The organism is Kitasatospora viridis (assembly GCF_007829815.1).
Classification (GTDB): domain Bacteria; phylum Actinomycetota; class Actinomycetes; order Streptomycetales; family Streptomycetaceae; genus Kitasatospora; species Kitasatospora viridis.
This window is the reverse complement of the sequence record NZ_VIWT01000001.1, coordinates 5,931,923-5,954,793: the sequence shown is the minus strand read 5'-3', so window position 1 is coordinate 5,954,793 and position 22,871 is coordinate 5,931,923. Positions and strand designations below refer to the sequence as shown.

Below are 22,871 nucleotides of genomic sequence, written 5' to 3'. Positions count from 1 at the left end.
CGGGGCCGCTCCACCGTCCAGGGGTGACGGCGGAGCGGCCCGGCGTGCCGGTCAGGCAGGGGACCTGGCCGTCTCGATCGGCGGCGTCCGCATGCCCCGCCAGGAGGGGAGCAGGGTCGCGCCGAAGATCAGGGCGAGCGCGCCGCCGACGATCGCGAGGTAGATGCCGATCGAGCCCTGCGGCAGCACCGAGTCGGCCTTCACCAGGCTGTACGGCACGATCGTGGTCGCCGAGGCGATGGTGCCCAGCACGGTCGCGATCACCGCGACCAGGGCGCCCTCGACGCTCAGCATGCCCAGCACCTGGGCCTTGGTGGCGCCGGTCAGGCGCTGGAGGCCGAACTCGCCCTGGCGCTTGCGGGTCACCGCCACCAGGGTGTTGATCACGGTGATCGCCGCGTAGCCGACGATCATCGCCACGATCGTGTAGTTCGAGGAGACCAGGATCTGCTGGATCTGGTTGTTGGAGCTGGTGAGCGTGGAGCGGTCGGCGATCGCGGTGCCGGGCACCCCGGCCGCCAGGCCGTCGAGGCGGGACTGGAGCCCGGCCGGATCGGTGCCGGCCTGCGCCCGGACCAGGATCCTGGTCGGCAGGCCGCTGGTGGTGTGCGGGGCCAGCACGTCGGAGGGCAGCAGCAGGTACTCCTCCTGCGGGTTGTCGGCGTAGGTGGCCACGACCTTCGGGGCGGCGGCGGCGCCGTCACCGAAGTGGATCTTCAGGGTGTCGCCGAGGTGGACGCCGAAGTCCTTCGCCTGCTTGTCCGACAGTGCCACCGTGTCGCCGTGCAGGTCGGCGATCGACCCGTGCAGCGAGTCGAGGGCGAGGGTCTGCTGGACGCCGTCGGCCGAGACGCCGCGCAGGTCCATCGTGTTGCCGCTGCCGGCGGCGTCCACGAAGCCGATGGAGCTGACCAGTTCGGAGGCGCCGGCCACGCCCGGGACGGCCCGGACCGAGCCCACCACGCCGGGCGCGAAGCCCCCGGTCGAGGAGGTGAGCACGTAGTCGGCCAGCACGTTGTTCGCGTAGCTCTTGGCGGAGACGCTGTCCTCGGTGGACTGCATGTAGAGGGTGCCGGTGGCGACGCCGATCAGCAGCACGATCGGGGCCACCGCGCCCGCCATCCGCACATTGTTGGTGCTCGCGTTGCGCAGCGCCAGGTAGCCGGAGAGCCCGGAGAGGGCGCGCACCGGCCAGCCGACCACCGTCACGATCGCCTTGGTGATCCCCGGGGCGAGCAGCGCCAGGCCGATCGCGAACAACACCGAGGCAGGGCCGGCGGTGCTCGCCAGGGTCGGCCCGTCGGTCATCACGGTGACCGTGACGACCGACAGGGTCACGCCGTTGACCAGGAAGAACAGCGCCAGCAGCAGGCGGGTGGTGGTGAGCCACCTGGTCTGCAGGGTGCTCTCGGCCAGCGCCGCGACCGGCTTGGTCCGGGCGGCGCTCCGGCCGGCGAAGAGGGCCGCGCCGAGGGCGGCCGCGATCGCCGCGAAGGCGCCGGCCGTGATCGGGATCCAGCCCTCGTGGAAGGTGATCCGGTCGGAGACCACGCCGTTGCCGGTCAGCTGCGCGAACAGCAGCTTGCCGATGACGAAGCCGGGGGCGATCGCCAGGGCGGTGGCGAGCACCGACAGCACGGCCGTCTCCCCGAGGATCATCCGGCGCACCTGCCGGGAGGTGGTGCCGATCGCCCGCAGCAGGGCCATCTCGTGCGCCCGCTGCTGGAGCGAGAGCCCGAGGGTGGAGGCGACGCCGAACATCACGATCAGCACCGCCCAGCTGCCGAAGACCGCCGCCAGGATGGTCACGGTCTGCTGGCTGGAGAGCGTGCCCGGCAGGTCGGCCAGGCCGCGCCGCTCGCCGGTGAGCACCATCGCCTTGCCGGCGACGGCCGAGCTCACCGCCCGCTGCACCGCCGCGACGTCGGCGCCCGGCGCGGGCAGCACCCCGATGGAGTCGAACTGCCCGTTCGACTGGGCCAGTTGCTGGGCCTGGGCGTCGGCGAAGAACAGGCTCGGCGGGATCGAGCCGCCGGTGTCCTGGCGGGCGATGCCGGAGACCCGGAAGGTCTGGGCCGCGCCGTGCACGCTCAGCCGCACGGTGGAGCCGACCGCGGCGCCCGAGTCGGTCGCCAGCTTCGCGTCGAGGACCACCTGGCCGCTGCCCGGGGCCTCACCCTGGGTCAGCGTGTAGGGGGTCAGGGCGGCGCTGGTCCAGTCGTGGCCGGCCGAGCCGGCGTCGACCGCCTTGCCGCCCGCCACCACGGTGGCGGGGAAGGACAGGTCGGGGATCGCCTTGCCGACGCCGGGGACCGCCGCGACCGCGTCCAGCACGCCCGGGTCGATCCGGTTGCGCTCGGTCAGCGCGGTGGAGTCGTAGGTCTGCTGACCGGTCACCACGATCGGCACCCCGGCCAGGCGTTGCGGCGGGGCGGCCATCCGGACGCCGGTCTCCATCAGGCCGCCGCAGGCCATCACGATCGCGGCGCCCAGGAACATCGCCACGAAGGTGGCGATGAACCCGGTCTTGCGGAACTTCAGGGTGCGCAGGGCCAGCATCCACATCAGCGGCCACCCCCCGACAGGGAGGAGGAGGGGTCGGAGCTCTCGTCGTCCCAGGCGCCGAGCCGGGTCATCCGCGCCGCGACGGCGTCGGCGGTCGGCTGGTGCATCTCGCCGACGAACCGGCCGTCCGCCAGGAAGACCACGCGGTCGGCGTAGGAGGCGGCCACCGGGTCGTGGGTGACCATGACCAGGGTCTGGCCGGCGGCGGTCACCGACTCGCGCAGCAGGCCGAGCACGGCGGCGGCGGTGCGGGTGTCCAGGGCGCCGGTCGGCTCGTCGGCGAAGACCACGGCGGGCCGGGTCACCAGGGCGCGGGCGATCGCCACGCGCTGCTGCTGGCCGCCGGAGAGCTGGCCGGGCAGGTGGTCCAGCCGGTCGGCCAGGCCGACCCGGTTGACCACCATCAGGATCTGGTTCCGGTTCGGCCGCTTGCCCGCCAACTGGAGCGGCAGCACGATGTTCTGCATCACCGTCAGGGCCGGCAGCAGGTTGAACGACTGGAAGATGAAGCCGATGCGGTCGCGGCGCAGCTTGGTCAGCCGCACCTCGTCCAGGTCCGCGAGGTTGGTGTCCCCGACCAGCACCCGGCCCGAGGTGGGCTGGACCAGGCCGGCGGCACAGTGCAGGAAGGTGCTCTTGCCCGATCCCGAGGGGCCCATCACAGCGGTGAAGCTGCCGGCGTCGAAGGTCATGCTCAGTCTCTTGAGCGCGGCCACCTCGTTGTCGCCTTTGCCGTAGATCTTCTCGACCGCGTCCAGCCGGACGGCCACCGTCCGCTGACCGTTCTCCCGAGTCTGCACTGGAACTCCCACCGGTTGGTCACGCACCTCGCGCGAACTGGTATCAACGTTAGGAGCGGCGCCGGGAAGGCACATTGGCATTCCTTGGCGTATCCGAGGTAGAGATTTCTCTACCTCCGAGCCAGTCGTCCACCGCCGCGGCCGTCGTCGGCGCCGACTCCTCCAGGATGGTGAAGTGGGTGCCGGGCACCTCCCGCAGCAGGTGCTCGCCGCGCCAGCGGGCGCGCCAGTCCTCGGTGCCGGGTGCATCGGTGAAGGAGTGCGACGGACGGACGAAGAGCACCGCTGCCGACAGCGGGCCCGGCAGGCAGTCCACGATCAGGTCGCTGTAGCGGCTCATCGCGGCGAGCCGGGCGGCGCCGAACCCGCCGAAGGCGGACTCCCGGTCCAGCATGCCCCGGAACATCTGCGGCCAGAGCTCGTCCTGGCCCTCGCCGTCGGGCAGGTAGGTGTCCAGCAGCACGACGCCGGCCGCCGGGGTGCCGGCCTGCTCCAGCACCTCGGCGGTGGCGTGCGCGAACTGGCCGCCGGAGGAGTAGCCGAGCAGCACGAAGGGCTCCCCCGCCGCCGCGGCCAGCGCGCCCTCGACGAAGACCTCGACGGCGGCGCCCAGCGAGCGCGGCAGCGCCTCGCCGGGGCCGAACCCCGGCACCGGCGGCACCACCACCTCGCGCCGGCCCCGGAAGTGCGCGGCGAACCGGGCGTACTGGTGGGCGCCGCCGAGTGCCATCGGGGAGGGGAAGCAGATCAGCTTGGGGCGCTGCTCCCCCCGGGCCAGGCGGACCGGTTCGGCCAGGCGTTCCAGTTCGGCCGCCGAGGAGAAGGCGGGCAGGATCTCGGCGACCGCGTCGAGCAGCGCCATCCCCTTCATCATCCGGCCCTCGCCGGCGGCCCGGCGCAGCAGGCCGCTGATCGACTCCAGGTCCTCGGGGGCGTCCGCCGGCTCGGCTGCTCCGGTCACGGGCCCGGCGTGGGCCAGCTCGGCGCGCAGGTGGGCGGCGAGCTCGGCCGGGGTGCGGTGGTCGAAGACGACGGCGGCGGACAGCGCCAGCCCGGTGGCCGCGGCGAGCGCGGTGCGCAGCTCCGCGCCGGAGACCGAGTCCATGCCGGACTCCAGGAAGCCGACCTCCGGCTCGATCGCGTCCGCCCCGGCGTGGCCGAGGACGGCGGCGGTCTGCGCGCGGACCAAGTCGACCAGCAGCGCGAGCTGTTCGTCCTCGCCCAGGTCGCTGAGGCGGGCGCGCAGCGGCGCCGGTTCGGCCGGCTGGGCCGGCCGGTCGGGGGCGTCGAGCGCGCCGATGGTCAGCGGGACGTCCGCCGCCAGCCAGTACCGCTGGTGCTGGAAGGCGTAGGTCGGCAGCTCGGCCCGGTCGGTGCCGGGGAAGACCGCCGACCAGTCGGGCGACAGGCCGTCCACGTGCAGCCGGGCCACGCCCGTCAGCAGGGCGGCGCTCTCCGAGCCGAGCCGGCGGCCGAGCGGGACGAACGCCGCGTCCGGCGCCCGCACGCTCCCCCGGGCCAGCCCGGTGAGCACGGCGTCGGGGCCGAGCTCGACGAAGCGGGTGACGCCCGCCGCCTCCAGCGCCCGGATGCCGTCGTGGAAGCGCACGGCCTCGCGCACGTGCCGCACCCAGTATTCAGGATCCGCCAACTCCCCTGCCGCCAGGGCGCCCGTGACGTTGGAGACCACGGGAACGGTGGGCTGATGGAACGTCAGATCAGCCAGTTCCTCGCGGAACCGGGCGAGCATCGGCTCCATCAGCGGCGAGTGGAAGGCGTGACTGACCGTCAGCCGCTTGGTCTTGGCGAACAACTCGGCGATCCGCAGCACTTCCGCCTCGACGCCGGACATCACCACCGCGTCAGGACCGTTGACCGCCGCGATGCCGACCCCCTCGGTCAGCAACGGCTCGACCTCGGCCTCGGTGGCCTTGATCGCCACCATCGCGCCACCGGCTGGAAGCGCCTGCATCAACCGGCCCCGCGCCGCCACCAGCCGGCACGCGTCCACCGGCGACAGCACCCCCGCCACGTGCGCCGCCGCCACCTCGCCGATCGAGTGCCCCGCCACGAAGTCCGGTCGCAGGCCCCAGGACTCCAGCAGCCGGAACAGCGCCACCTCGAAGGCGAAGAGACCGGTCTGCGCGTACAGGGTTTGGTCGACCCGGTCGCGGTCGGCGCCGAAGAGCACCTCGCCGGTGCCGACCCCGAGCTGGCCGTCCAGCTCGTCGAAGGCCTCGGCGAACACCGGGTAGTGGGACCGCAGTTCCGCGCCCATGCCGAGCCGCTGGGCGCCCTGGCCGGTGAACAGGAACGCGGTCCTGACGCCCGGTCGGGCCCGGCCGCGCACGACCGACGGCGAGCCGTCCGACGCGGCCAGCGCCGCCAGCCCGTCGAGCAGCCGCTCGCGGTCCGGGCCGAGCACGACGGCCCGGTGCTCGAAGACGGCGCGTTCGGTGCCGAGCGACCTGGCCACCGCGCCCGCCGCAAGCTCGGGGCGGTCGGCGGCGAAGGCGCGCAGCCGCTCGCCCTGGGCCGCCAGCGCCTGCGGGGAGCGGGCGGAGAGCGGCCACAGGGTCATCGGGGGCGCCGGGTCGGGCGATGGCAACTCGGGCTCGACCAGGGCCTGTTCGACGATCACGTGCGCGTTGGTGCCGCTGATCCCGAACGAGGAGATCCCGGCCCGGCGCGGCCGGTCGGCCTCGGGCCAGGGTTGACTGTCCGTCAGCAGCCGTACCTCGCCCGTCGACCAGTCGACCTTGCCGGAGGGCTCGTCCACGTGCAGGGTCTTCGGCAACGTACCGTGCCGCATCGCCTGCACCATCTTGATCACTCCGGCCACCCCGGCCGCCGCCTGGGTGTGCCCGATGTTCGACTTGACCGACCCGAGCCACAACGGCCGCCCGGCCGGGCGGTCCTGACCGTACGTCGCCAGCAGCGCCTGCGCCTCGATCGGGTCGCCCAGCGTGGTGCCGGTGCCGTGCGCCTCCACCACGTCCACGTCGGCCGCCGACAGTCGGGCGTTGGCCAGCGCCTGGCGGATCACCCGTTGCTGGGCCGGCCCGTTGGGCGCCGTCAGCCCGTTGGAGGCGCCGTCCTGGTTGACGGCGGAACCTCGGACGACGGCCAGCACCCGGTGCCCGTTGCGCCGGGCGTCGCTCAGCCGCTCCAGGACCAGCACCCCGACGCCCTCGGCGAAGCCGGTGCCGTCCGCAGCCTCCGCGAACGCCTTGCAGCGGCCGTCCGGGGAGAGCCCGCGCTGGCGGCTGAACTCGACGAAGGTGCCGGGCGAGGCCATCACCGTCACCCCGCCGGCCAGCGCGAGGGTGGACTCGCCGCCGCGCAGCGACTGCGCCGCCAGGTGCAGCGCCACCAGCGAGGACGAACACGCCGTGTCGATCGACAACGTCGGCCCCTCCAGACCCAACGTGTACGCCACCCGACCCGACACGATGCTGCCACTGCCGAACGCACCGAAGTAGTCGTGGTACATCACCCCCGCGAACACACCCGTCCGCGAACCCCGCAACGAGACCGGATCGATCCCCGCACCCTCCAACGCCTCCCACGAACCCTCCAACAGCAACCGCTGCTGCGGATCCATCAACAACGCCTCACGCGGCGAGATCCCGAAGAACCCCGCATCGAACTCCCCCGCCCCGTGCAGGAAACCACCCTCTGCGGTGTAGGACCTGCCCTCCAGGCCGGGGCGCGGATCGTAGAGGTCCGCGTCCCAGCCCCGGTCGGTGGGGAACGGCGTGATGCCGTCCCCGCCCCGCGCCACCAGCTCCCACAGCTGCTGCGGCGAGCCCACCCCGCCCGGGTAGCGGCAGGCCATGCCGACGATCGCGATCGGCTCGCGCAGCGTCGCCGTCAGCTTGCGGTTCTGCTCGCGCAGCCGTTCGGTCTCCTTCAGCGAGGCCCGCAGGGCGTCGACCATCCTGGCGTCCGGGTGCTGCTGCCGGGCCGTGCTCTCACTGTTCGTCACCGGAGTGCTCCTCGTCACCAGTTCTCCCCGTCCTGCGCGCCGAGGTCGTCGAGGGCCAGGTTCAGCAGGCTCTCCACGTCCATCGCGTCGATCGACTCGCCGCTGCCGCCACCGTCCTGGCCGGTCGGGTCAGCGCTCGACTCGGCCGCCAGTCCGGCCAGTTCGAGCAGGCTGTCCAGCAGGCCGGCGTCGCGCAGCCGGGCCAGCGGGATCGCGCCCAGCGCCTGGCGCACGGCGGCCTCCCGCGCCTCCTCGGCCGCCCCCTCGGCCGGGGCCAGTGCGGCGTCCAGGTGCTCGGCCAGCACCGTCGGGTTCGGGTAGTCGAAGATCAGCGTGGCCGAGAGCCGCAGCCCGGTGGCCTCGTTGAGCTGGTTGCGGAACTCCACCGCCGTCAGCGAGTCGAAGCCGAGCTCGCTGAACGCCCGGTCCAGCGCCACCTCGGCGACCCCGAGCACCCCGGCCGCCTGGGTGCCGACCAGCTCCAGCAGCAGCGCGAGCCGCTCCGGGCCGGCCAGTGCGGCCAGGCTGCGCCGCAGCGCGGCCGAGGCCGTGGAGGCCGCCTGCGCGACCCGGCGCGCGGAGGAGGGACGCACCAGCCGGCTCAGCAGCGGCGGGACCCGGTTGCCCCGGGCCGGCGCGGCCAGGTCGAGCCGGGCGGGCATCAGCACGGCCTCCGGCCGGCCGACCGCGGCGTCGAACAGCGCCAGGCCGTCCGCCTCGCCGAGGCTGCCCACGCCCGACTGCGCGAGCCGGCGGCTGTCGGCCTCGCCCAAGCGGTCGGCCATGCCGCCGCTGCCCGACCAGGCCCCCCAGGCCAGCGAGCCGGCCGGCAGGCCGACCGCCCTGCGGTGCAGGGCCAGCCCGTCGAGATAGGCGTTGGCGGCGGCGTAGCTCGCCTGCCCCGGGCTGCCGAGCAGGCCGGCCGCCGAGGAGAACAGCACGAACGCCGACAGCGGCCGGTCCTTGGTCAGCTCGTGCAGGTGCCAGGCCGCGTCCACCTTGGGCCGCAGCACGGCGGACAGCCGCTCGGGGGTGAGCGAGGCGAGCGTCCCGTCGTCCAGCACGCCTGCGGAGTGCACCACGGCGGAGACCGGGTGGCGCGCCAGCACGCCGGCCAGCTCCTCGCGGTCGGCCAGGTCACAGGCCAGGATCGTCACTTCGGCGCCCAGGCCGGTGAGTTCGGCGTGCAGCTCGGCGGCGCCGGGCGCGGCCTCGCCGCGCCGGCTGAGCAGCAGCAGGCTCGACACTCCGTGCTCGGTGACCAGGTGACGGGCCACCAGGCGGCCCAGTGCCCCGGTGCCGCCGGTGAGCAGCACCCGGCCGTGCCACTCGACGGGGGCGTCGGGTCCGGCCGCGGCAGCCGCCCGGACCAGCCGTGGTGCGTGCAACACGCCTGCTCGCAAAGCGAGTTGTGACTCACCGGCGGCGAGGGCGGCGGGCAGCAGGTGCCAGTCCCGGCCGGGGGCGTCGTCGTGGTCATCCAGGTCCACCAGCACGATCCGCTCGGGGTGCTCCGACTGCGCCGAGCGGATCAGGCCCCAGGCCGCCGCTGCGGCCAGGTCGGTGACGTCCTCGCCGGAGAGCGAGACGGCCCCGCTGGTCGCCACCACGGCGGTCGACCGGGCGAACCGCTCGTCGGCCAGCCAGGTTTGCAGGGTGGTGAGCAGGGTGGCCAAACCCTGGTGCACCGCGTGCGGCTCGTCGCCGCCCGCGAAGGGCACCAGCAGCACGTCCACCGGGTCGACCGGCAGCGCGAGTTCGGCGAGGTCGGCGACCGTGCGGACGCTGTCGACCCGCGCCGCCAACTCGTCCAGCAGACGTGGGCGGTGGGTTCCGAGCACTGCCCAGTGCCCGGCCGTGGGCGCCGCGCCCGCGGGGAGTGCGGTCCACTCCAGGGCGAAGAGCGAGTCGGCGCCGCCGGCCGGGGCCAGCCGGTCCAGCGCGACCTCGCGCAGCACCAGCGACTCCACCCGGGCCACCGGCGCGCCGGCCTCGTCGGCGAGCTCGATCCGCACCGCGTCCGGGCCGGCCGGGGCGATCCGCACCCGCAGCGCCCGCGCGCCCACCGCGTACAGCTCGACCCCGTTCCAGGCGAACGGCAGGCTGATCCGGCGCTCCGCGCCCGCCCGCAGGCCGATCGCGTGCAGGGCGGCGTCGAACAGGGCCGGATGGAGGCCGAACCGGTCGGCCTCCAGCGGGATTTCCACCTCGGCGAAGACCTCGTCGGCCAGCCGCCAGGCGGCCCGCAGGCCTTGGAACTGCGGTCCGTACTCGGCGCCGAGCTCGGCCAGCTCCTGGTAGGTGTCGGCCAGGTCGAGCGGCTCGGCGCCGACCGGCGGCCAGGCCTGCTCCGGACCGGGCGCCGGCACGGAGGCCGTGGCGGACCGCAGCAGGCCGGTGGCGTGCGCCGACCAGGCCTCGTCGTCCGCCGTGCGGGAGTACACCTGGAACGTCCACCTGCCCTCCTCCGCCGGGCGCACGGTGCACTGCAGGCGGACCGCGCCCTGCTCGGGCAGCAGCAGGGGTTCCGCGATGGTCAACTCCTCGACCGCGTCGGCCCCGAGGCCGGCCCCGGCCGCCAGCGCCATCTCGACGAACGCCGTGCCGGGCAGCAGCACCACCCCGCCGACCGCGTGATCGGCCAGCCAGGGGTGGGTCTGCCGCGAGAGCCGACCGGTGAACAGCGTGCCCTCGCCGTCCGCGAGGTCCACCGCGCTGCCGAGCAGCGGGTGGTCCGCCGTCGCCCGGTAGCCGGCGGGCTCGCTCGCCATCCAGTACCGGCGGCGCTGGAAGGCGTACGTCGGCAGCTCGACCGCACCAGCGGCCGGCAGCACCCGCGTCCAGTCCACCGTGCCGCCGTGCACGTGCAGGGCGCCCAGGGCGGTGAGCAGCGCCGCCGGCTCCGGCCGGTCCTTGCGCAGCAGCGGGATCACCGCGGCCGCGTCACCCCCCAGCGTCTCGGCGGCCAGCGCGGTGAGCACCCCGCCCGGGCCGATCTCGACGAACCGGCGCGCCCCGGCCTCGGCCAGCGCCCGCACTCCGTCGGCGAAGCGCACTGCCCCGCGCACGTGGCGCACCCAGTACTCCGGCGAGCACAGCTCCTGCGCGTCGGCCTGCGCGCCGGTCAGGGTGGAGACCAGGGGGATCCGCGGCGGCTGGTAGGCCAACTCGGCGGCGACCTGGTGGAACTCGGCGAGCATCGGCTCCATCAGCGGCGAGTGGAAAGCGTGACTGACCGTCAGCTCCTTGGTCCGCTCGAACCGTCCGGCGATCTCCCGGACCGCCGCCGCCTCGCCAGAAATCACCACGGATCCCGGCCCGTTGACCGCCGCGATGCTCACCCTCGCAGTCAGCAGCGGCTCGATCTCGGCCTCGGTGGCCTTGACCGCGACCATCGCGCCGCCGGCGGGCAGCGCCTGCATCAACCGGCCGCGCGCGGCGACCAGCCGGGCGGCGTCCGGCAGCGACCAGACCCCGGCCACGTGGGCCGCGGCGAATTCGCCGATCGAGTGCCCGGCGAGCAGGTCCGGGCGCACGCCCCAGGACTCCACCAGCCGGAACAGCGCGACCTGGAGGGCGAACAGCGCGGGCTGGGTGTACTCGGTGCGGTCCAGCAGCTCGGCCGAGCGCAGCGCCTCGCGCAGCGGCCGCTCCAGCAGCGGGTCCAGCTGCTCGCACACCTCCTCGAAGGCGGCCGCGAAGGCCGGGAACTCCTCGGTCAACTCCTTGCCCATGCCGACCAGTTGCGAGCCCTGACCGGAGAACAGGAAGGCGGTGCGGCCGGCTGCCGCGCTGCCGAGCGCCACCCCCGGCAAGGCCCGGCCCTCGCTCAAGGCGCGCAGGCCGCGCAGCAGTTCGTCCCGGTCGGCGCCGCTCACCGCCGCCCGGTGGGCGTGCCGGCCGCGGGTGGTCGCCAGCGCCGCCGCGACCCGGCGCGGCTCCAGCTCGGTGCGCTCGCCCAGGTGGTCCAGCAGCCGCCCGGCCTGCTCGCGCAGCGCCTGCGGGCTGTGGCCGGAGAGCAGCAGCGGGGCCTGGACCTGGGGCGAGTCGGGCGAGTCGGGCGCCTCGGGGGCGGCCTCGATCACCACGTGCGCGTTGGTGCCGCTGATCCCGAACGAGGAGATCCCGGCCCGGCGCGGGTGGCCGTGCTCGGGCCAGGCCACCGACTCGGCGAGCAGCCGGACGTGACTGTCCGTCCAGTCCACGTGCCGCGACGGCTGGTCCACGTGCAGGGTCCTGGGCAGCACCCCGTGCCGGATCGCCTGCACCGACTTGATCACGCCGGCCACCCCGGCCGCGGCCTGGGTGTGCCCGATGTTCGACTTGATCGAGCCGAGCCAGAGCGGGCGCTCCTCGGTGTGCTCGCTGCCGTAGGTCGCGATCAGGGCCTGCGCCTCGATCGGGTCGCCCAGCGTGGTGCCGGTGCCGTGCGCCTCGACCAGGTCGACCTCGCCGCCGGGCACGCCCGCGGCGGCCAGCGCGCGGCGGATCACCCGCTGCTGGGCGGGGCCGTTGGGGGCGGTGATGCCGTTGGAGGCGCCGTCCTGGTTCATCGCGGTGCCGCGCACCACGGCCAGCACCTGGTGCCCGTTGCGCCGGGCGTCGCTCAGCCGCTCCAGCAGCAGGACTCCCGCGCCCTCGCCGAAGCCGGTGCCGTTGGCCGCGTCCGCGAACGGGCGGCAGCGCCCGTCCCGCGACAGGCCGCGCTGCCGGCTGAACTCGACGAAGGTGCCCGGGGTGGCCATCACCGTCACCCCGCCGGCCAGCGCCAGGGTGCAGTCGCCCTGGCGCAGCGACTGCACCGCCAGGTGCAGCGCGACCAGCGAGGAGGAGCAGGCGGTGTCCACGGTGAGGGTGGGCCCCTCCAGGCCGAGCGTGTAGGCGACCCGGCCCGAGACCACGCTGCCGGAGCCGTAGCTCTCGAAGTAGTCGTGGTACATCACCCCCGCGAACACCCCGGTCGAACTGCCGCGCAGCGAGGCCGGGTCGATCGCGGCCCGCTCCAGCGCCTCCCAGGAGGTCTCCAGCAGCAGCCGCTGCTGCGGGTCGGTGACCAGTGCCTCCTCCGGGTCCATGCCGAAGAACTCGGCGTCGAACTCGCCCGCGTCGTAGAGGAACGCGCCATTCTTGGCGTAGCTGGTGCCGGGGCGGTCCAGGGTCGGGTCGTAGAGCGCCGCCAGGTCCCAGCCCCGGTCGGTGGGGAACTCGCCGATGGCGTCCACCTCGCCGACCACCAGCTTCCACAGGTCCTCGGGCGAGTTGACGCCGCCGGGGTAGCGGCAGCTCATCCCGATGATCGCGATCGGCTCGTCGGTCGAGCCGGCCGGTGCCACGACTGCCTGACTACCCGTCAGATCACCGACCAGCTGGTCGAACAGGTACCCGGCCAGGGCGAGCGGGTTGGGGTGGTCGAACACCAGGGTGGCCGGCAGGCGCAGCCCCGTGGCCGCCGCCAGGCCGTTGCGCAGCTCGACCGCGGCCAGCGAGTCGAAGCCCAGCTCGCGGAAGGCCCGGTGCTCCTCGACCGCCTGCGCCGAGCGGTGCCCGAGCACTGAGGCGGCCTGGGTGCGCACCAACTCCGCCAGGAACGGCAGCCGTTCCGTCTCGGCGAGGGCGGTCAGCCGGCCGCGCAGCGAGTCGGCGCCCGCGGCCGGCCGACCGGCGGCGGCCTGGCGCCGGACCCGCACCAGGGTGCGGAAGAGCGGTGACAGGTCGTCACCTTGGGCGCGCAGTGCCGCCGGTTCGAGCTTCATCGGCAGCACGGCGGGGTGCCGGGAGTGCAGCGCCTCGTCGAAGAGGGCCAGGCCCTCCTCGGTGGCCAGGGGTGCCACGCCGCCCCGGGAGATCCGGGACAGGTCGGTCTCGTCCAGCGTGCCGGTCATCCCGCTCGCCTGTGCCCACAGGCCCCAGGCGAGCGACTGGCCCGGCAGGCCGAGCGCGCGGCGGTGGCCGGCCAGCGCGTCCAGGAAGGCGTTGGCCGCCGCGTAGTTGGCCTGCCCGGGCGAGCCGAGGGTGGCGGCGGCCGAGGAGAACAGCACGAAGGCCTGGAGGTCGAGCCCGGCGGTCAGCTCGTGCAGGTGCCAGGCCGCGTCCACCTTGGGGCGCAGCACGGCGTCCAGCCGCTCGGGGGTGAGCGAGGCGAGCACGCCGTCGTCGAGCACCCCGGCCGCGTGCACCACGGCGGTCAGCGGGTGGGCGGCCGGGATCGCGTCCAGCACCTCGGCCAGCGCGGCGCGGTCGGCCGCGTCGCAGGCGGCAGTGCGAACCTCGGCGCCCAGCGCGGTGAGTTCGGCGACCAGCTCGGGGGCGGCGCCACGCCGGCTGAGCAGCACCAGGTGCCGCACGCCCCACTCGGTGACCAGCTGACGGGCGATCAGGCTGCCCAGGGCGCCGCTCGCGCCGGTCAGCAGCACCGTTCCGGCCGGATTGAGCCTCAACTCCTGCTGATCGTCGCTGGTTTCGGCGCGGACCAGGCGCGGCAGCCGGATCGCGCCGCCCCGGATCGCCAGGTGCGGCTCGCCCACGGCCGGGGCGGCGGGCAGCAGCGCCTCCGAGGCCGGGTCCTGGTCGAGCTCGACCAGGACGATCCGCCCCGGATTCTCCGACTGCGCCGAGCGGACCAGCCCGGCCACCGCCGCACCGGCCAGGTCGGCGCCGGCGGCCACCAGCACGCTTGCCTCGCCAGCCAGTTGCTCGCGCAGCTGGTCGAGGACGGTGTGCACGGCGGCCCGCACCTCGTCCGCGCGGGTGCCCGCCGGGCTGCGCAGCACCACCGGGTCGTGGGCGGGATCGGCGGCCGGGGTCGGCGCGGTGATCCACTCCACCCGGTAGAGCGCGCCCGCCCGCGCCGACTTGGCGGCGGCGGCCAGCTGTTCGGCCGGGATCGGGCGCAGGGCGAGCGAGCCGACGCTCGCCACCGGCGCGCCGGTGGCGTCGGCGAGCGTCAGCTCCACCGCGTCGCCCGAGTCCAAGGGCCTGACCCGGACCCGCAGTTCCGTGGCGCCGGTCGCGTGCAGCCGCACCTCGGACCAGGCGAACGGCAGCAGCGCCTCGTCCTCGGCGACGCCGGTGAGGCCGATCGCGTGCAGGGCGGCGTCCGCCAGCGCGGGGTGCAGGCCGTAGCCGTCCACCGGCTGGGTGACGGACACCTCGGCGTAGACCTCCCGGCCCAGGCGCCAGGCGGCGCGCAGGCCCTGGAAGGCGGGGCCGTAGCCGAGTCCGGCCTCGGCGAGCCGCTCGTACAGCCCGTCGAGGTCGATCGGCTCGGCGCCGGCGGGCGGCCAGGCGGTGAACTCCGGCTCGGCGGGCGCACCGCCGTGGGCGAGCACACCGTCGGCGTGCCGGGTCCACGGTAGTTCGTCGGCCCCGCTCTCGGCGCGCGAGTAGATGCCGATCGGGCGGCCGGACTCCTCGGCCGCGCCGAGCACCACCTGGAGCTGCACGGCGCCGTGCTCGGGGAAGACCAGCGGGGCGTGCAGGGTGAGGTCGGCGACCCGGTCCAGGCCCGCCACCTCGGCTGCCTGGAGGGCCAGTTCGAGGTAGCCGGTGCCGGGGAAGAGCAGTTCCCCGCCGACCGCGTGGTCGGCCAGCCACGGGTGGGTGCCGAGCGAGAGGCGGCCGGTGAGGACGGTGCCGTCGGTGTCGGCGCGGGTCAGCGCGGCGCTCAGGATCGGGTGCTCGGTCGGTGTCAGGCCGGCCGAGGTGACGTCGGCGTTGCCGGCAACGCTGTTCAGCCAGAACTGCTCGTGCTGGAAGGCGTAGGTCGGCAGCTCGATCCGGGACGGGCGCGGGTTCTGGAAGACCTGCTGCCAGTCGACCTCGACGCCGTGCGCGAAGGCCTCGCCGAGCGCGGCGGCGAACCGGGCCGGGCCGCCCTCCTCGCGGCGCAGCGAGCCGAGCGCCCGCACGCCGTCGAAGGTCTCCTGGAGGCCGACGGTGAGCACCGGGTGCGGGCTGCACTCGACGAACACGCCGTGGCCCTTGCCGACCGCCACCCCGGCGGCCTGCTCGAAGAGCACCGTCTGCCGCAGGTTGGTGTACCAGTACTCGGCGTCCAGCCCGGTGGTGTCGAGGAGTTCGCCGGTGACGGTCGAGTAGAACGGAACCTCCGCGGGGCGCGGCGAGACCTCGGCCAGGGTCTCCAGCAGCCGGGTGCGGATCGACTCGACCTGCGCGGAGTGCGAGGCGTAGTCCACCGGCAGGCGCTTGACCCGCACGCCCTCCTCCTTGAGCCGGTCCTCCAGCCGGTCCAGCGCGTCCACGAAGCCGGAGACCACGACCGAGCCCGCGCCGTTGCGCGCGGCGACGGAGAGTCGGCCGTCCCACGCGGCGAGGCGCTCCGCCACCTGCTCGACGGGCAGCGCGACCGACAGCATGCCGCCCCCGCCGGACAGGTCCTGGGCGATGGCCTGGCTGCGCAGGGTGACGATCCGGGCGCCATCCTCCAGGGAGAGTGCGCCGGCCACCACGGCCGCCGCGATCTCGCCCTGGGAGTGCCCGATCACGGCGGCGGGGCGCACCCCGTGCGCCGTCCAGGTCCGCGCCAGCGAGACCATGACGGCCCAGAGCAGCGGCTGGACGACGTCCACCCGGTCCAGCGGGCCGTTCAGCTCGGCCAGCAGGTCCCAGTCGGTGAACGGCGCGCAGGCTGCGGCACACTCGGCCATCGCGGCCGCGAACACGGGCGAGGAGGCCAGCAGTTCGGTGGCCATGCCGGTCCACTGGGAGCCCTGGCCCGGGAAGACGAAGACCGGGCGGGCGCCGGTGGCGGTGCCCTCGACCAACCCGGGGGCGGCCTGCCCGGCGGCCAACGCGGCCAGCGAGTCGCGCAGTTCGGCGCCGTCGGCGCCGGTGACGGCCGCGCGGTGCTCGAACCGGGCCCGGGTGGTGGCCAGCGCGTGGGCCAGGTCGGTGGGTGCGAGCTGCGGGTTGGCGTCGACGAAGGCGAGCAGCCGTTCGGCCTGGGCGGGCAGCGCGGCCCGGGACTTGGCGGAGAGCAACCACGGGGCCGGGACCGGTTCGGTCGGCCCGGCGGCCGGCTCGGGGACGGCCTCGATGATGGTGTGCGCGTTGGTGCCGCTGATCCCGAAGGAGGAGATCCCGGCCCGGCGCGGCCGGTCGACCTCCGGCCAGGGCTGACTGTCCGTCAGCAGCCGTACCTCACCGGCTGCCCAGTCCACGTGACTGGAGGGCTCGTCCACGTGCAGCGTCTTCGGCAGCACGCCGTGCCGCATCGCCTGCACCATCTTGATCACCCCGGCCACGCCCGCGGCGGCCTGGGTGTGCCCGATGTTCGACTTGATCGACCCGAGCCACAACGGCCGTCCCTCCGGCCGGTCCTGGCCGTAGGTGGCCAGCAGCGCCTGTGCCTCGATCGGGTCGCCCAGCGTGGTGCCGGTGCCGTGCGCCTCCACCGCGTCCACGTCGGCGGCCGACAGCCCGGCGTTGGCCAGCGCCTGTTCGATCACCCGCTGCTGCGACGGGCCGTTGGGCGCCGTCAGCCCGTTGGACGCACCGTCCTGGTTGACGGCGGTGCCGCGCACCACGGCCAGCACCCGGTGCCCGTTGCGCTCGGCGTCGGACAGGCGCTCCAGCACCAGCACCCCGACGCCCTCGCCCCAGACCGTGCCGCCGGCTCCGGTGGCGAACGGGCGGCAGGTCGCGTCCGGCGCGAGCGCGCCCTGGCGGCTGAACTCCACGAACGGGTCCGGGGTCGACATCACCGCGACGCCGCCCACCAGCGCGAGGGTGGACTCGCCACCGCGCAGCGACTGCGCCGCCAGGTGCAGCGCCACCAGCGACGACGAGCACGCCGTGTCGATCGACAACGTCGGCCCCTCCAGGCCAAGCGTGTACGCCACCCGACCCGACACGATGCTGCCACTGCCGAACGCACCGAAGTAGTCGTGGTACATCACCCCCGCGAACACACCCGTCCGCGAACCCCGCAACGAGACCGGATCGATCCCCGCGCCCTCCAACGCCTCCCACGAACCCTCCAACAGCAACCGCTGCTGCGGATCCATCAACAACGCCTCACGCGGCGAGATCCCGAAGAACCCCGCATCGAACTCCCCTGCCCCGTGCAGGAATCCACCCTCGCGGACGTAGCTGGTGTCGGGGCGCTCGCGGGTCGGGTCGTAGATCCGGTCGATGTCCCAGCCCCGGTTGTCCGGGAAGGCGCTGATCGCGTTCCGCTCGCCGATCACCAGCTCCCACAGCTCCTGCGGCGAGCTCACCCCGCCCGGGTAGCGGCAGGCCATGCCCACGATCGCGATCGGCTCGTCGGTGTTCGCCGGGCCCGCCGTCCGTGCCCGGGCGGCCTTGCGCGGGCCGGCCCCGGCGCCGAACGTGCCGGCCAGGTGGCCGGCCAGCGCCCCGGGTGACGGGTAGTCGAAGACGAGTGTGGCGGGGAGTCGGCGGCCGGTCGCGGCGGTGAGCGCGTTGCGCAGCTCGACCGCGGCCAGCGAGTCGAAGCCGAGCTCCTGGAAGGCCCGGCCGGGGTCGATCGCCTCCGCCGAGGCGTGCCCGAGCACGGCCGCGACCTGGCCCCGGACCAGCTGGAGCAGCGCGTCCGCCCGCTCCTGCTCGCCGAGTTCGGCCATCCGCTCGGCGAACGAGGACCCGGCGCCCTCGACCGCCGCCGCCTCGCGGCGCACGGTGCGGCCCACCAGGGCGCGGAACACCGGGGCGAGCGCGGCGCCCTGGCCGCGCAACGCCGCCAGGTTCAGCCGCACCGGGGCCAGTGCCGGCAGGCCGGTGGCCCGGGCCAGGTCGAAGAGCGCCACGCCCTCCTCGGCGGACAGCTCCGTCATGCCGCCGCGCGAGATCCGCGCCCGGTCGGCGGCCGCCAGCGCGCTGGTCATGCCGCCGACCGGCGCCCAGGGGCCCCAGGCCAGCGAGAGGGCGGGCCGGCCGAGCGCGTGGCGGTGAGCGGCCAGCGCGTCCAGGAAGGCGTTGGCGGCCGCGTAGTTGCCCTGGCCCGGTGCGCCCACCAGCCCGGCGACCGAGGAGAAGAGCACGAACGCCTGGAGGTCGAGCTCGGCGGTGAGCTCGTGCAGGTTGAGCGCGCCGTCCACCTTGGGCCGCAGCACGGCGTCGACCCGCTCGGGGGTGAGCGAGGCGAGCACGCCGTCGTCGAGCAGCCCGGCCGCGTGCACCACGGCGGTCAGCGGGTGGGCGGCCGGGACCTGCGCCAGCACCTCGGCCAGCGCGGCCCGGTCGGCCACGTCGCAGGCCCGGACGGTCACGTCGGCGCCCAGTTCGGTGAGTTCGGCGGCCAGCTGGTCCGCGCCGCCGCGCCGGCTGAGCAGCAGCAGGTGGCGCGCGCCGAGGGCGGTGACCAGGTGCCGGGCGAGCACCGGGCCGAGGCCGCCGGTCGCGCCGGTCAGCAGGACGGTGCCCTCGGGGTCGAACTCGGGGTCGAACTCGGGCGCGGGCGCGGTGGCAGGCTCAGTCACGGGTGACGCGGGGACCAACCGGGCCGCGTGGGCGGCGCCGGCGCGGACCGCCACCTGCGGCTCGCCGCAGGCCAGCACGGCGGCGGCGACCGCTTCGGCGTCGGCCTCCGGGTCGAGGTCCAGCAGCACGAAGCGGTCGGGGTTCTCCGACTGCGCCGAGCGCAGCAGGCCCCATACCGCGGCGCCCGCCAGGTCGGCCACCGGCTCCCCGGCGAGCGCGACCGCGCCGCGGGTGACCACGAGCAGCGGGCGCGGGTCCTCGTCCTGTGCGGCGGCCAGCGCCGCGTGCAGGGCGGCGCGGACGGCCTCGGCCCCGGTGCCCGGCGCGCTGTGCAGCAGCCGGTAGTCGGCCTCGCCGGTCGCCTCGGGGAGCGGGACCGGCTGCCAGTCGAGCCGGAACAGCGCGTCGCTCGACGGGTTCTGCCGCCGAGTCAGGTTGGTCAGCGGGCGGGAGGCCAGCGAGCCCACCGTGGCGACCGGAGCGCCGGTGGCGTCCGCCAGGTCGACGGCGAAGGAGTGCGCCCCGGTGGCGACCAGCCGCACCCGCAGCACCGCGGCGCCGACCGCGTGCAGCGAGACGCCGGAGAACATGAAGGGCAGCCGGGCGGTCTCGTCGGCGGAACCGTCGCCGAGCAGGGCGAGCGCGTGCAGCGCGGCGTCGAAGGCGGCCGGGTGCAGGCCGAACCGGCCCGCGTCGGCGGCCGGGCGCTCGGCCAGCCGGACCTCGGCGAAGAGCTCGTCGCCGCGCCGCCAGGCGGCGTGCAGGGCCTGGAAGGTGGGGCCGTAGTGCAGGCCCGAGGCGGCGTGCCGTTCGTAGAGGCCGGTGGTGTCCAGCGCCTCGGCGCCGGCCGGCGGCCACTCGGCGAGGCGCTCGCCGGTGTGCCCGGGCGCCCGGCCGAGCAGGCCGGAGGCGTGCTGCGTCCACGATCCCCCGGCCTGGCGGCCGGGAGGTGCCCCCACCTCGGCGGCCGCGCCCTCGGCCCGCGAGTAGACGCTCACCGTGCGGCTGCCGGCCGGGTCGGGGGCGCCGACGGTGACCTGCACCCGGATCCCGTCCTGCTCGGGCAGCACCAGCGGCACTTCGAGGGTGAGCTCCTCCAGGTGGCCGCAGCCGACCTGGTCGCCGGCCCTGATGGCGAGTTCGACCATCGCGGTGCCGGGCACCACGACCTGGTCGCCGACCACGTGGTCGGCCAGCCACGGGTGGGTGCGCACCGCGAGCCGCCCGGTGAGCACCGCGCCGTCGGAGTCGGCCAGCAGTGTGGCCGCGGCGAGCAGCGGGTGCTCGGTGGAGTCCAGTCCGGCGGAGGCGACGTCGCCGACCGTGGCCGGCACCTCGACCCAGTAGCGGCTGCGCTGGAACGCGGTGGTGGGCAGGTCGACCCGGGCGGCGCCCGGGAAGAGGGCGGCCCAGTCGGGCGAGTGGCCGCCGATGTGCAGCCGGGCCAGCGCGGTGAGCAGGGTGTCCGTCTCGGGGCGCTCGCGCCGGGTGACGGCGGTGAGCACGGCCTCGGCGGAGTCGAGGCAGTCGCGGGCCATCGCGGTGAGCACGGCGTCGGGGCCGAGCTCGACGAAGCGGGTGACGCCCGCCGCCTCCAGTGCCCGCACGCCGTCGTGGAAGCGCACGGCCTCGCGCACGTGGCGCACCCAGTACTCCGGGTCGGCCAACTCCTCGGTGGCCAACCGACCCGTCAGGTTGGAGACGATCGGCACGGTCGCCCGGCCGTACGTCAGATCGGCTATCTCGGACCGGAACTGGTCCAGCATCGGCTCCATCAGCGGCGAGTGGAAGGCGTGACTGACCGTCAGGCGCTTGGTCCGCTCGAACAACGCGGCGATCCGCAGCACTTCCGCCTCGACGCCCGAAATCACCACCGCGTCAGGACCGTTGACCGCCGCGATGCCGACCCCCTCGGTCAGCAGCGGCTCGACCTCGGCCTCGGCGGCCTTGATCGCCACCATCGCGCCACCGGCGGGCAGCGCCTGCATCAACCGGCCCCGCGCCGCCACCAGCCGGCACGCGTCCGCCAGCGACAGCACCCCCGCCACGTGCGCCGCCGCCACCTCGCCGATCGAGTGCCCCGCCACGAAGTCCGGCTCCACGCCCCAGGACTCCAGCAGCCGGAACAGCGCCACCTCGAAGGCGAACAGGGCGGCCTGGGTGGTGGCGGTCCGGTTGAGCGGCTCCGCGTCGGTGCCGAAGACCAACTCCTTGAGCCCGGCGTCGAAGTGCCCGGCGTCGAAGTGCCCGGCCTCGAAGTGCCCGCACACCTCGTCGAAGGCCTGCCGGAAGGTCTCGGACTCCTGGTACAACTCCCTTCCCATGCCCGGGCGTTGCGCGCCCTGGCCGGTGAACAGGAAGGCCGTCAGCCCCTTCACGGTGCGGCCCTGGAGCACCCCGGGCACGCCCTCGACCAGGGCGTCGAGGCCGCGGCGCAGCTGCTCGCCGTCCCGGCCGAGCAGCACGGCCCGGTAGGGCTGGGCGGTCCTGGTGGTGGCCAGCGAGAGGCCGGCGTCCGCCGGATCCAGCGTGTCCGCCACGGCGGCCAGCCGGCGCGCCTGCTCGCGCAGCGCCTCGGGGGTGCGGCCGGAGAGCACCCACGGCACGGTGGAGGGCGCGCGGCCCGGCTCGCGCTCGGCGGCCGGCTCCTCGTGGGGGGCCTGCTCGATGATGGTGTGCGCGTTGGTGCCGCTCGCGCCGAAGGAGGAGATCCCGGCCCGGCGCGGCCGGTCGGCCTCCGGCCACGGCCGACTGTCCGTCAGCAGCCTTACCTCGCCCGCCGACCAGTCCACCTTGCTGGACGGGTCCTCGGCGAACAGCGTCCTGGGCAGCACGCCGTGCTGCATCGCCTGCACCATCTTGATCACCCCGGCCACACCCGCGGCGGCCTGGGTGTGCCCGATGTTCGACTTGATCGAGCCCAGCCACAACGGCCGGTCCGCCGGGCGGCCCTGGCCGTAGGTGGCGAGCAGCGCTTGGGCCTCGATCGGGTCACCGAGCGTGGTGCCGGTGCCGTGCGCCTCCACCACGTCCACGTCGGCGGCCGACAGCCCGGCGCTCGCCAGCGCCTGCCGGATCACCCGCTGCTGCGACGGGCCGTTGGGCGCCGTCAGCCCGTTGGACGCGCCGTCCTGGTTGACGGCCGAACCACGGACCACGGCCAGCACCCGGTGCCCGTGCCGCCGGGCGTCGCTCAGCCGCTCCAGCAGCAGCATCCCCGCGCCCTCGCCCCAGCCGGTGCCGTCCGCCTCGTCGGCGAAGGACTTGCACCGGCCGTCCTGGGAGAGCCCGCGCTGGCGGCTGAACGCGACGAACGCGCCCGGCGTGGACATCACCGAGACGCCGCCGGCCATCGCCAGCGTGCACTCGCGCTGGCGCAGCGCCTGCACCGCCAGGTGCAGCGCCACCAGTGCCGAGGAGCACGCGGTGTCGATGGTGACCGCGGGCCCCTCGATGCCCAGGGTGTAGGAGATCCGGCCGGCCATCACCGCCGCCAGCACGCCGGTGCCGAGCGCCGCCTCGGGGTCCTGCGGCAGCTTCGCCAGCACGTCGCGGTAGTCCTGGCCGTTGGTGCCCGCGAACACCCCGATCCGGGCGCCGCGCACCGAGTCCGGGGCGATGCCGCCGCGCTCCAGCGCCTCCCAGGCCACCTCCAGCAGCAGCCGCTGCTGGGGGTCCATCAGCAGCGCCTCGCGCGGCGAGATGCCGAAGAAGTCCGGCTCGAAGTCGGCCGCCCCGTGCAGGAACCCGCCGCGCAGCACGTAGCTCTTGCCGGCCGCGTCCGGGTCGGGGTCGTAGAGCGCGGCGCCGTCCCAGCCCCGGTCGTCCGGGAAGTCGGTGATGGCGTCGGTGCCCTCGTCGACCAGCCGCCACAGCTCCTCCGGGCTGCTGACGCCGCCGGGGAAGCGGCAGCTCATCGCCACGATGGCGATCGGCTCCTTCTCCTCGGTCTCCACGTCGCGCAGCCGCTGCCGGGTCTGGGCCAGATCGGCGGTGACCCGCTTCAGGTAGTCGAGCAGCTTGTCATCGTTCGTCATCGAAGGTCGCCACTTCTGTGC

4 protein-coding genes are annotated in these 22,871 nt (G+C 75.0%); all 4 read right to left on the bottom strand.

Annotation, left to right across the window (positions count from 1 at the left end; translation table 11 throughout):
* Window positions 1-51: 51 nt before the first annotated feature.
* From FHX73_RS26545 to FHX73_RS26530, 4 genes are read right to left on the bottom strand one after another with little or no spacing between them, the layout of a single operon-like run.
* Entirely contained in the window at window positions 52-2,565 is a 2,514-nt protein-coding gene (locus tag FHX73_RS26545) for an FtsX-like permease family protein (RefSeq protein WP_145907807.1), read from the bottom strand.
* A complete protein-coding gene (locus FHX73_RS26540; protein WP_246213734.1) occupies window positions 2,565-3,365 on the bottom strand; it encodes an ABC transporter ATP-binding protein in 801 nt (266 codons plus the stop codon). The genes FHX73_RS26545 and FHX73_RS26540 overlap by 1 nt, the downstream gene beginning before the upstream one ends.
* Before the next feature lie 49 nt (window positions 3,366-3,414).
* Window positions 3,415-7,353 (bottom strand): type I polyketide synthase, encoded by a 3,939-nt coding sequence (locus FHX73_RS26535; RefSeq protein WP_246213733.1) that lies wholly within the window; start codon window positions 7,351-7,353, stop codon window positions 3,415-3,417.
* A 14-nt stretch (window positions 7,354-7,367) separates the two neighbouring features.
* Window positions 7,368-22,850 (bottom strand): type I polyketide synthase, encoded by a 15,483-nt coding sequence (locus FHX73_RS26530; RefSeq protein WP_145907804.1) that lies wholly within the window; start codon window positions 22,848-22,850, stop codon window positions 7,368-7,370.
* Window positions 22,851-22,871: the final 21 nt, after the last annotated feature.